Source organism: Myxococcus sp. CA039A, assembly GCF_013336645.1.
GTDB classification, from domain to species: Bacteria; Myxococcota; Myxococcia; order Myxococcales; family Myxococcaceae; genus Myxococcus; species Myxococcus llanfairpwllgwyngyllgogerychwyrndrobwllllantysiliogogogochensis.
The window spans coordinates 1-10,936 of record NZ_JABUMQ010000355.1; the positions used below are offsets into that span (position 1 = coordinate 1).

A 10,936-nucleotide genomic window follows, 5' to 3' on the forward strand; every position below is an offset into this window, starting at 1 on the left:
GGGTGATGGGGTAGGTCCGCGTGTCGCGGCGGATGAGGAGCGTGGCGGGACTGCCGGGTGCGCCCAGCTCCCGCTCGCGTGCCTCTCCGGCGGTGACGACGGTGGCCCCGTCGATGGCCTTCACCACGTCCCCCGCGCGGATGGCGTCTCCGTGAAGGCCGTCCTGGACTCCTCGCACGAGGACCTCGTCGCCATCCATGCTGAAGAAGACACCGAGGCGACCGGGCTCGACTCGGGGAGGCCCCAGCTTCCAGTCGCCCACGTCCAGCGCCTTGCCCGCGGACAGCTTGAGGGTCTTCTCCGCGCGCTCCGTCTTCTGGCTCCACGCGATGAGCCGGTGCTCACCCGGCGCGACGTCCTCCACGCGGAAGCGACCATCCGCTCCGGTGGGGAGAGAGGTGAGTCCGTCCGCATCCACGAACGCCGCCGCGAGGGGCGCGCCGGTCGCATCGACCAGTCGTCCGGAGATGACGCCTCCGGCCTCGACGATGATGTCGACCTGGGTGGTCTTCCCCGCGACGCTCGTGGCCTCCGCCTTTCCGGCCCGGCCATCCGGCAGCGTCACCGAGACGGCCACCTGTCCCGCCGGAACGTCCTCGACGACGAAGCGAGCTCCCGCGAGCTCCACCTCCTGACGCGAGAGGAAGTCGTCCTCGCTCTTCGTCGATGACACCACCAGCTTGAAGCCGTCGATGTCGCGTCCTCCGGCCGAGCGCACCGCTCCCGCCAGTCGCCCGCCGGGCTGGAGCTGGATGACCAGGGTCCTCTGCGTGTCGGGCACGGAGAGCAGGTCACCTCGTCGTCCGCCATTCGTCGCCCAGATGTGCAGGGCCTTGGTGCCCAGCGAGTCCGCGACGAGCAGGACCTGTCCCGAGGCATCCGTCATGTCCTCGAGGAGGATTTCGTTGCGGCCCGCCTCGCTGCCCATGACGGTCGCCGAGACACTGGGCGCGCCGTTCGGTTCGAGCACCGTGACGGCGAGGGCCCGCTTCGCCTCGCGCACCCGCAGGTCCACGCGCTGCGTCTGGCCGGCGGCCACTTCCACCACCTTCTCCTGGTCTCCGCTCTGATTGCCTGTCTCGGAGAGCCACGCGGCGACGTGATACGTGCCCGCGCGAACGCGCATGGACCAGGCGCCATCCGCCGCCGCGGAGATCTGGTGCGCCTCTGTACGCGCGTCCTTGACCCGCAGCGCGTAGACGGTGACGGGGCCCGTTGGAGCGCGTCCGTCCTCCATCTTGACGGTCCCCTCGAGTGTGCCTTCGCTCGACAACTGGATGCGGACCTGACTTGTCTGCCCGGGGTTCACCATCACCCGCTCGCGCACGTGGGTCTGGCTTCCAGGATGCTTGACCGCCACGTGAATCTCCCCGGGCGGGACGTCTTCGAGCGTGAAGGCACCTTGGGCATCCGTCACCGCCGTCAGGGCGCCTTCCACGGGGGCCATGCGCCAGCGCCGCTCGGGCGTGGCGTGGATGCCCGCGAGCGGCTTTGCCTGCTCATCCACCACCGTGCCTTCGATGCGCCCATTCGCATCCAGCTCCGCGAGCAGCTCGAAGCGCTGCCCGTCGAGCACGGTGACGCCGTCGCGCTTGAGCGAGCGGAAGCCCTTGGCCTGGACATTCACGGTGTACGCACCCGGGGCGAGGCTGCCCACCTGGAACCGTCCGTCCGCGCCGGAGAGCGCGCTGCCGACCTCGGCGGGCGCCGCGTCGAACGAGAAGGCCAGGGCGCTCGGTGTGAGGGAGATGTTCGCGCCGGCGATGGGCTCTCCGGTGCCCTTGCGACGCACGACTCCCGAGAGCGAGGCCGCCGTCCCCAGGCGGATGCGCACGTCACGCACCGTCATCCCCGCGCCCACGACGACGCGCTCGGGGGCCGTGCCCGTCAGGTCTCCATGTCGGGCGGTGACGCGATAGACGCCGGGTGGGACGTCGAGCGAGAAGCCTCCGCCCGCGCTCGACTCGGCTTCGAGCGTCTCGCCCATGCCGGTGGCGGTGATGCGTGCTCCGGGCGCGGGCTTGCCATCCGGAAGCTCCACGAAGCCCTCGATGAAGGCCGACCCGTCCAGTTCGACGAGGAGCCCCGAAGTGGGGACCAGGACCCGCGCGAGTCGTCTGGCGGCATGTCCCGGAGCGAGGGCTTCGAGCTGGTATTCACCGGGCGCGAGGCCCTCGGCGCGGAAGACGCCGCGTGCATCGGCGGAGGTGACGTAGCGCTCCTCCTCGGGAACGAAGGCGGTGTCCCTGGCGGCCGAGGACAGCAGCGTGCGTGGGGTGAGGATGAGCTGCGCGAGGGGCACGGGCGCCTTGGATGCACGCTCCACGACGGTGCCCTCCAGGATGGCTCCGGTCTCGAGCACCAGTCGCACCTGCGTCCGCGTTTCGCCCCGAGGGCGGGTGAAGGCCGCGCGAGCGGGGGCGCGTCCCGAGGACTTCGCGGCGATGAGGTAGTGCCCGGGTCGCGCGGGAAGTCGAAGCGTGCCCGAGGCATCGGTGGTGCCCTTTCCCGCGATGAACCACGCGGGGCGGCCCGTCGCCGGGACACGCGGTCCCTGGAGGTAGAGCGTGACGTGGGCGCCCGCGAGAGGGCCCGTGCCATCGAGGACCTCGACGTACACGGTGCCTTCGTCCTCGCGCATCGGGTCGGTGACGGGGGGCGTGCCCGACTCCGCCGTGGGCGTCCGGACGGTCGTGGTCCCCGTCGGGGCTCCCGAACTCGTCGGGGCCTTCGCGAGCGGAGGTGCATCCGAAGCAGGGGCGGCTGAAGTGCCAACCGGAGCGGGGCTCCCGCGCAACCAGAGGACCGTGCCCACGAGGACCGCGAGGAGGGCGACCACGAACATTGTTTTTCGGTTCATCTCGTCTCCAGGGGCAACATCCTGGATCCATACGGCCCGTGAATTCCAGGGGCGCTTATGTCCCGAGGCGCGCGGCTCGGGCGCCGTGTGGTCACGGTGTGTGTGCGTGATACCTGTCGGGCGCGTCGGCGCGGAGGACGGAAATGGAACCGGTTCGACATGTCCGGGTGAAGGTGTGCTGCATCTCCTCGCGGGAGGAGGCACGGCTGGCGGTGTCATGTGGCGCGGCCGCGCTGGGGCTCGTGTCGAAGATGCCGAGTGGCCCGGGTGTCATCGACGAAGGGCTCATCACGGAGCTGGCCAGCCAGGCGCCCCCAGGCCTCTCCACCTTCCTGCTCACGTGCGAGGAGGACGCCGAACGTCTCGTCGCGCAGGCCCGCCGCACCCGGGTGAACACGGTGCAGGTGGTGGACCGGGTGGGCACCGAGGTGCTCCGCCACGTGCGGGCCTCGCTGCCCTCGGTGAAGCTGGTGCAGGTGGTCCACGTGGTCGATGCCGCCTCCGTGGACGAGGCGTGTGACGTGGCGCGCGAGGTGGATGCCTTGCTGCTCGACTCGGGCAACCCGGCCCTGGCCGTGAAGGAGCTGGGCGGCACCGGCCGCGTGCATGACTGGGCCTTCAGTCGGCGCATTCGCGAGGCGGTGTCGGTGCCCGTGTTCCTGGCCGGCGGACTCAATCCGGAGAACGTGGGCGAGGCGATTCGCGCCGTGGGCCCGTTCGGGCTGGATGTCTGCAGTGGGCTTCGCACGGGCGGGCACCTGGATGAGGAGAAGCTTCAGCGCTTCATGCGCGCGGTGCGGGCCGCCGAAGGCTGACGCGCGTACGAGTCCAGGGCCCACCGCTGGACAGCGGGCCCGCGCCTCGGGGCGATTCTGGAAGGGAGAGGGCGTGCCTATCTCGTCCCGCTGATGCGCGGGCACGGGCCTTCTCCGGGCGGTTCGCGCGAATCCCCAGCGAGGTATGCCATGACGGATCGTCCCGCGACGCTCGTGCTCTCAGGTGGTGGCGGCAAGGGTGCCTTCCAGGTGGGCGCGGAGCGGGTGCTGCGCGAGGTGCATGGCTTTCGATGGGAGCGCGTCTTCGGCGTATCGGTGGGCGCGCTGAACGCCGCCGTCATCGCCCAGAACGAATATGAGCGACTCTCGAACCTCTGGATGAACCTCCGCGAGTCGGACGTGTACCGGAAGTTCCCGTGGCTCGTCGTCGCGCTGCGGCTCGGGGTGCTCAACAAACTGGGGTTCTACGACAACACCCCCCTGAGAGACCTCGTCGAGCGGAACCTCGTCGGACGTCCCTTCGCCATTCCCGCGCACGTGGGCCGCGTCTCGCTCACCTCGGGCCTGTACGAGCTGGTGTCGAGCGATGCGAGCGACTTCATCCCGGCCGTCTGGCAGAGCGCGACAATGCCCGTCATCTGGGAGCCCATCGGTCCTCAGGCCATCGTCGACGGTGGGCTGCGCAACGTCACGCCGCTCGGCGATGCGCTCGGCTATGCACCCACGGAGATTGTCGTCATCGCCTGCTCGTCGTCCCGCATCGAGCCGATGCGCTATCCCTCCAACATCCTGGACGTGGCCCGGCGAAGCCTCACCGACATCACCCTCAACGAAATCCTGATGAACGACGTGGACGTGTTCGTCCGCATCAACGACATGGTCAGGCAGGCCCACGAACAGGGCACCACGCTCCTGGCTCCGGATGGAAAACCGTATGTCTATTGCCGCATCACGGTCATCGAGCCGACGGCGCCCATGGGCGACACGCTCGACTTCTCACCGGAGATGACGCGCATGCGCATCCGCCACGGTGAGGACCGCGCGCGCGCCATCATGCGGCCCACCGGAGTGGGGCCCGGGGAGCGCATGCCGCCGCGCATCGCGGCGCAACTGGAGCCCGTGCTCCATTCGTGAAGAAGCGTGTCGTCGCCGTCCGGCTGTGACGAATCCGTGTCCCCTCGTTACGATGGGCTCCGCGCCGTGGAGTCAGCGGGCGTGGGAGGCACACCATGGGCGAGCTTCAGAGGACGGCGCGGACTCCTGCTGGCACGGACGAGTCCCCGGCCACCGAGCGCATCGAAGCCCTGGTTCCCCGGGCCCTGTCCGCTTCATCGGCGGAGGAGGGGGCGCGACTGGGGGATGACCTGAATGCGCTCCTGCTCCGACTCCCCTCGGAGCCCCAGCGCGACGCGAGCGCGGCGCTGCTGCGCAGGCTCCTGGATGACGGCGCGCTGGCGGGACTGGGCACGGAGAAGATGCCCGCGAGCATCGCCGCCACGAAGGCCTTGCTGGACCTGGGGTATCCGAGCGCACTCGAGGTCGACCCCCAGCACCTGGAGGCCCTGCGCCGTTGGGAGCGCGAGCGCACCGGTCTGCCGTGGCTCACCATCCTGGTGACGCTGTTTCTCGTGGTCATCGCGCAGGTGGCCGTCGTCACGCTGGGGGCCCCCGTCAACAGACCGTTCGACCCGATGAAGTATCACCCGGATGCCGTGGCCCTTCAGCTCACACCCGAGCCGCGCTGGTTCACTGGCTACGTGGGCCTGGTGGAGGACTCGTCCCTCAAGGTGCTGGGCCTCCAGTTCCTCGCGGGGGCCACCGCGTTCCTCTTCACCGTGGCAGCGGGGCATTGGCGCAAGGGCCGGGTCCTGGCGCGCCGGGCCTTTCTCTCGCTCTCCGTGCTCGGGGGACTGGTGGCCGTCCTTCAGCTCCCCGCGGGGCCCTGGCTGAGCCTCGCCACGTCCATCGCCGCCGTGGGTGCCTTCATCTCGGCCGCAAGGCTGAAGGCCCCCTGAAAGACCCTCGGGGGCCCGGTTGTGACGTCTCTGTTGGACACCGGGTCGGAGACCTGGAGTACACGGGGAGCATGACCTACAACTTGATGCGGTTTATACCGCTTTCCGTTCTTCCCCTGATGCTGAGCTGTGGCGTTCCTTCCGAGGAGGCGGCGCCCGCCCTCCTGGAGACGCAGGCGCAGGCCCTCGCGACGGGCACGCCGGCGTCCACCGGGGTGCTGGCCTTCCTCAACAGTCGCTCCACGACGTTGGCGGTGTTGGACTTCGAGGTTCCGCTCAACGCGCTCACCGCGCAGAGCATCATCGCCCACCGCAACGGTCCGGATGGTGTGGAGTTCACTGCGGATGATCGCCACTACGTCTCCATCGAACAGGTGGATGCGATTGCCCAGGTGGGCCCGGCCGCGCTGGCCACGCTGGAGGCCTACGTCCGTGGGACGGGCCGCGTGGAGATGCCCCTGGACGAGCAGGTGGGCACCTTCCACGGCGTGGCCTTCAACCTCGCCGAGGCCCGGCGGGTCGTCGCCGCGGCGAACACGGAGAGCCTGGCGGCCCTCCAGAACACCGTGGGACTGAGCGCGAGTCAGGCGCAGGCCATCGTCGCCGCGCGTCGCATCGACCACATCGTGGAGCTGTCGCGGGTGGCGTTCATGAATGGCGCCGCGCTTCAGGCGCTCAAGAATCATGTCGCCCTGGCTCCCGACGGTGATCCATGCACGGGCCCGGCGACGTGTCAGGCCGGCCTGTCGTGTCAGGGGTTGGCGTTCGGAGGCCCCATCGCCTACGGGCGCTGCCGGAGCAACACGCCGATCGCGGGTGACAGCGACAGCTGCTCGGTGATGCGTCCGTGCCAGCCGGGGCTGGTGTGCTCGGGCTCCGAGTCCGGCTCTCCCGAGGGCATCTGCCGTCCGGCGTGGATGGCGGGCACCTTCACGAACTACTCGGACCTGGCGCTGCCTGGCTCGACGGTGCAGCTGGTGTCGGTGGTCGGCGTGGTGGGCCTCGCCACCGTGCCCGAGGACATCACCGTGGTGCTGGACCTGCTGCACTCCTCGTCGTCCAACCTGGTGCTGACGCTGGAGGACCCGGGTGGTGAGACAGCCCTGCTGTGGAACGGGCCCACCGAGGGCAGGCCCCCGTCCCGCATCCCGGTGACGCGTGGAATCCCGCGCGATGGGACCCTCAACGGCAAGTGGAAGCTGCACATCTCCAACCCCGCGGGGCAGGGGAGCGGCACGCTGCGAGAGTGGTCCGTGAAGCTCACCAGCCGCTTCGACTGACGTCGCGTCGTCACCACCGGGAGGCCGTGAAGAACCCGCGCGGCCTCCCGGCCGTCGCCGCGTGACTCACTCGCGAGACGACGCGCGGGTCGAAGCCGAAGTCGACGAACGACACGGATGCAGGGAACCTTTGATGCCGCGCGGGTGTCCGCGTCGCGCGGCGTCACCAGGTGGCTGGAACACCATCGCTCTTCGGGGGCGTGCGCGGCATCGTCGTCGAGCCGCCGAGGCCGGGAACCGTTGTCTCGTCTCGCGCATCTGATTCGGGCGAGGTGGCCTCCGACTCCTCGGTGAGTTCCTTGTAGAAACGACGCCCGATGAAGACGCCCAGCACCAGCGAGACGACGAGACCGGCGGCGGACACCGCGGTCATCACCGTGCGCCCCTGGGCCAGCCCACTGCCGAACTGCGCGGTGAGAAAGGTCCCTGGAATGGTGCCCAACATCACGCCCGCGACCGAGGGCCAGAACCGCGCGCCACTCGCCGCGGCGGCCACCAGCATGACGTCGGTGGGACACAGCGGGTTGATGCACGCCATGAAGGCGAAGAGGAAATCGTGGCGCTTGGCCGCGCGCACCAGCGCTGGATATTTGCCCCCAGCCAGGCGCTTCATCGGCCGAGTCCCCAGCTTGCGTGCCAGCACGAAGAGCAACATGGCAGACAGGAAGCTGCCCGTTAGTGAATAGAGGGTCGCTGCGAGCGTCCCGAACATCATTCCGCCCACGGCGGTCAAGAGCTGCCCGGGCAGTAGCGTCAGGGGGCGCACGGCAAGAAACGCGATGTAGGCCAACGGCGCGGCTTTACCCAGAGGGGACAGCAGATCCGCGATGTAGCGCTGATCGATGAAGTCCGGTCCGAGCAGACGGAGCATCAACAGTCCACCGACGGACACGAGCATCGGTGCCAGGACTCGGAGCCATGTCTTCGCCACCTGCGCCACGCAACGCCTCCCTCGGGCGCCCTGAAGCGCGCGCCGCGGGCATGAAGGTGAGTGCCGGTCCGGGAATCGGCAATGCAGAGGGAATTGTTTTCAACAAGAGAGCGTCCTGCCGGGCATGCCTCCGCCCGGAAAGTAAGCAGGGCGAGCTTGTCCAACCGCATGAAACCATTGGGGTTTTGGTGTGGTGGGTCAGGCGAGAACGGCTGGCGGTGTACGGAGCTTGCTTGCATCGGGGCGCTTCCGTCCCAAGGTTTCAGGCAAGGGGCATCGAGGCGCGGGATGGGGGCAGGCAGCCAAGAGAGGAGAGGGCGCAATGTCGGACAAAGACAACAAGGGCAGCATGACGGTGGCCGAGGCGGGACGTAAGGGTGGAGAGACGGTCCGAAACGAGCGGGGTCGCGAGTTCTACGAGACCATCGGTCGCAAGGGCGGAGCCACGGTGAAGGCCGAGCGGGGTCGCTCGTTCTACGAGGAGATCGGCCGCAAGGGCGGCGAGACGGTGAAAGCCGAGCGCGGCGCGAAGTTCTACGAGGAGATCGGCAAGAAGGGCGGGGACCGTGTCAAGGCCACCCGCGGGCCGAACTTCTACGAGGAGATTGGCCGCAAGGGTGGGCAGAAGGTGAAGAAGCTCATCGAGGAGGGCAAGCGCGCGGCTCGTGCGGCGATGGCGGCCCAGGAAGGCGCGGCACCGGCGCAAGAGGGAGCCGCACCGACGACTCCAACGACTCCTGCGACTCCGGCGGCTCCTTCCGGTGAGACGGCGGGCCCCGGCCAGAACGAGTAGCGTGGCGCCTGGCGCGCGGACCCGCTAAGACGGCCGCGTGTACCTGGTCATCACGTTCCTCGAGCAGATGGAAGGGACCGAGCGAGCCATCCGTCGGCTCCGGGAGTTTGGAATCCCGGAGCCGCTGGTGGTCCGAGCTCGGAGCGCGGCCGCGGCGTTGTCCGCCGAGGTGCCCGTGTTCGCGGGGCTGCGAAGTCTGGCCCTGGGCGCGGACGAAGACCGCGTGTTGCTGGTGAGCATGTTGCCCGCCGTCTCCGCCGAGGAGATGGAGCGGATGATTCAACGGGTGCAACTGGAGATGGATGCGGACGATCCACCCATGGGCCGCCTGGTCGCCCTGCCGGTGATCGCCGCGCCGACCCACCGCCGCTCGTGACGTGAAGTCGCGGCCGGTGTAAGCAAGTCTCGTGCAAGCGCTGCTCGTCTTTCTCGCCATCGCGGCGCTGTCCCTGCTCGCCTCGAGTCCGGCGTTGGACTCCGCGCGATTCCCGGCGCTGGCGCGGCTGGCGGCGGGCGGGTTCCTGTTCCTGCTCTTCGGCGTCGTGCTGGGGCCGTCGGTGGTGGGGGTGTTGTCGGTGGAGGACCTGCGCCTCTTGCGGCCGGTGATGGCGCTGGGGCTGGGGACGGCGGGCGTCATCCTGGGGTTGAATCTGGAGCCCCGGCTGCTGCGGCTGTTGCCCCGGCCGGTGTACTCGGCGGCGCTGGCGCACGCGGGGACGGCGTTCCTCTTCGTGGCGGTGCCGTTGTTCGTGCCGCTGCTGTTGACCTTGAGGCCGTCGTTCCATGCGGCGGTGGGAGCCGCGTCGCTCCTGGGCGCGGCGGCGAGCCTGTCCTCGGGGCACTTCGCGGTGCTGGCGTACCGGGGTGGGCGGATGGACCGCGCGCGGGGCCTGGGCGTGGCGCTGCTGACGATGCTGGATGACGCGGTGGGGCTCGTGGTGCTGGCCCTGGCGCTGCTCCTGGGCGCGGCGCCCACGGTGGGCGAGGGGCTGGGGCTGGTGTGCCTGGCGCTGCTGCTGGGCATCCTGTGTGGCGCGCTCCTGGCGTACCTCACCCACGCGCTGAAGGACCCGGCGGAGCTGGCGACGGTGACGCTGGGAATGGTGGCGCTCGTGGGCGGCGCCGCGGCGTATCTGCGGGTGTCCGCGCTGCTCGCGGGCGTGGCGTGCGGGGCGACGCTGGCGCTGGTGGGAGGGCGGACGACGGAGCGGGTCGCGCGGGCCCTGGGGCGGGTGGAGCGGCCGGTGTTCCTGGTGCTGGTGTTCCTGGTCGGCTGCGGGGTGTACACGCGCGACTGGGCGGCGTGGGCGCTGGTGCCGGGCTTCGTGGGGCTGCGCTTCCTGGGGAAGGTGGTGGGCGGCACGTTCGCGCAGCGCCTGGCCCAGGGCGTGTTGGAGCTGCCACCCCGGGTGGGCTACGCGCTCATCGCCCAGGGCGGCCTCGCGTTGTGTCTGGTCGCCGAGTACCAGCTCCTCGTCCCGGGGGGACTGTCGCGCCGCGTGCTGGACGTGGTGGTGGTGGGCGCGGTGGTGAACGAGCTGTTGGCCGGTCAGGCCTTTCGCCAGGTCACCGCGCCGTTGCCCCGCCCGCGGCCCGTGACTCCTCCGGACGTGGGGGTGGCGACATGAAGAGCGCGGTGTTGCGGCTGCTGTTGTTGATGGGGCTGTTGGCCATCATCAGCCGGGCCCAGGTGTTGCGCGCGGACTCCGGCACGCCGGTGACGCTGGCGGCGGGGGCGCTGCTTTTGTGCGGCCTGTTCGCGGGCAAGGTGGCCAAGGGGATGGGGTTGCCCCGGCTCACGGGGTATCTGTTGGTGGGCGTGGCGGTGGGGCCGTATGTGCTGGGCTTCATCCCGGGCGAGGGCGTGAAGGGCCTGGACCTGGTGAAAGGGCTGGCGGTGAGCCTCATCGCGCTGGTGGCGGGCACGGAGCTGCGCCTGGGGCTCATCCGCCGTGTCGGCGCGCGGGTGGCGCTTTTGTGCGCGGCCGTGTGTGGCGTGACGTTCGTCGTGTGCTTCGGGGCGACCATCGCGCTCAAGCCCCTGTTGCCCTTCCTGGCGCCCCTGACGCTGCCGCAGGCGCTGGCGGTCAGCGCGTTGATGTCCACGGTGGTGGTGTCGTTCTCGCCCACGGTGACCATCGCCATCGTCCAGGAGACGAGCGCGCGGGGCTCGTTCACCGAGTTCCTGATGGCGCTGGTCATCATCGGCGACCTGTTCGTGATGGTGGCCTTCGCGCTGGCGGCGGGACTCACGCGCGCGAGCTTCGGCGGCGGCCTGGAC

General features: G+C 69.8%; 9 protein-coding genes and 1 pseudogene. 8 read left to right on the forward strand and 2 right to left on the reverse strand.

All coding sequences use genetic code 11. The features are described from left to right. Positions 1 to 2,860 (reverse strand): carboxypeptidase regulatory-like domain-containing protein (locus HR086_RS39395; RefSeq protein WP_254626641.1); only part of this gene is annotated, 2,860 nt, incomplete at its 3' end. Between the two features lie 143 nt (positions 2,861 to 3,003). Between HR086_RS39395 and HR086_RS39400 the strand changes: the two genes are divergently transcribed. The 4 genes from HR086_RS39400 to HR086_RS39415 all read left to right on the forward strand — a co-directional run bounded on the left by HR086_RS39400 (position 3,004) and on the right by HR086_RS39415 (position 6,931). Further along, complete coding sequence (locus HR086_RS39400; RefSeq protein WP_174468184.1) at positions 3,004 to 3,675, forward strand: phosphoribosylanthranilate isomerase; 672 nt, start codon at positions 3,004 to 3,006, stop codon at positions 3,673 to 3,675. A 150-nt stretch (positions 3,676 to 3,825) separates the two neighbouring features. Further along, positions 3,826 to 4,770 carry a patatin-like phospholipase family protein gene (locus HR086_RS39405; RefSeq protein WP_174468185.1) on the forward strand — a complete coding sequence of 315 codons (945 nt, stop codon included), beginning with the start codon at positions 3,826 to 3,828 and terminating at the stop codon, positions 4,768 to 4,770. 95 nt (positions 4,771 to 4,865) lie between these two features. Then, entirely contained in the window at positions 4,866 to 5,651 is a 786-nt protein-coding gene (locus HR086_RS39410; protein WP_174468186.1) for a hypothetical protein, read from the forward strand. Between the two features lie 71 nt (positions 5,652 to 5,722). Beyond that, positions 5,723 to 6,931: a proprotein convertase P-domain-containing protein gene (locus tag HR086_RS39415; protein ID WP_174468187.1), complete on the forward strand. Its 1,209-nt coding sequence runs from the start codon at positions 5,723 to 5,725 to the stop codon at positions 6,929 to 6,931. A gap of 163 nt (positions 6,932 to 7,094) precedes the next feature. Here HR086_RS39415 and HR086_RS39420 read toward each other — a convergent pair whose 3' ends face one another. After that, positions 7,095 to 7,802: a TVP38/TMEM64 family protein gene (locus HR086_RS39420; protein ID WP_217442127.1), complete on the reverse strand. Its 708-nt coding sequence runs from the start codon at positions 7,800 to 7,802 to the stop codon at positions 7,095 to 7,097. 382 nt (positions 7,803 to 8,184) lie between these two features. On the opposite strand from HR086_RS39420, the gene HR086_RS39425 reads away from it, so the two are divergent. The 4 genes and pseudogenes from HR086_RS39425 to HR086_RS39440 all read left to right on the forward strand — a co-directional run. Further along, positions 8,185 to 8,655 carry a general stress protein gene (locus HR086_RS39425; RefSeq protein ID WP_141648802.1) on the forward strand — a complete coding sequence of 157 codons (471 nt, stop codon included), beginning with the start codon at positions 8,185 to 8,187 and terminating at the stop codon, positions 8,653 to 8,655. A 37-nt stretch (positions 8,656 to 8,692) separates the two neighbouring features. Next, positions 8,693 to 9,031, forward strand: a complete 339-nt coding sequence (locus HR086_RS39430; RefSeq protein ID WP_141648803.1) for a hypothetical protein — start codon at positions 8,693 to 8,695, stop codon at positions 9,029 to 9,031. 31 nt (positions 9,032 to 9,062) lie between these two features. Further along, positions 9,063 to 10,283: a cation:proton antiporter gene (locus HR086_RS39435; RefSeq protein WP_174458347.1), complete on the forward strand. Its 1,221-nt coding sequence runs from the start codon at positions 9,063 to 9,065 to the stop codon at positions 10,281 to 10,283. Next, positions 10,280 to 10,936 (forward strand): annotated as a pseudogene (locus HR086_RS39440) (transporter); the annotation flags it as partial. The gene HR086_RS39435 and the pseudogene HR086_RS39440, both read left to right, overlap by 4 nt.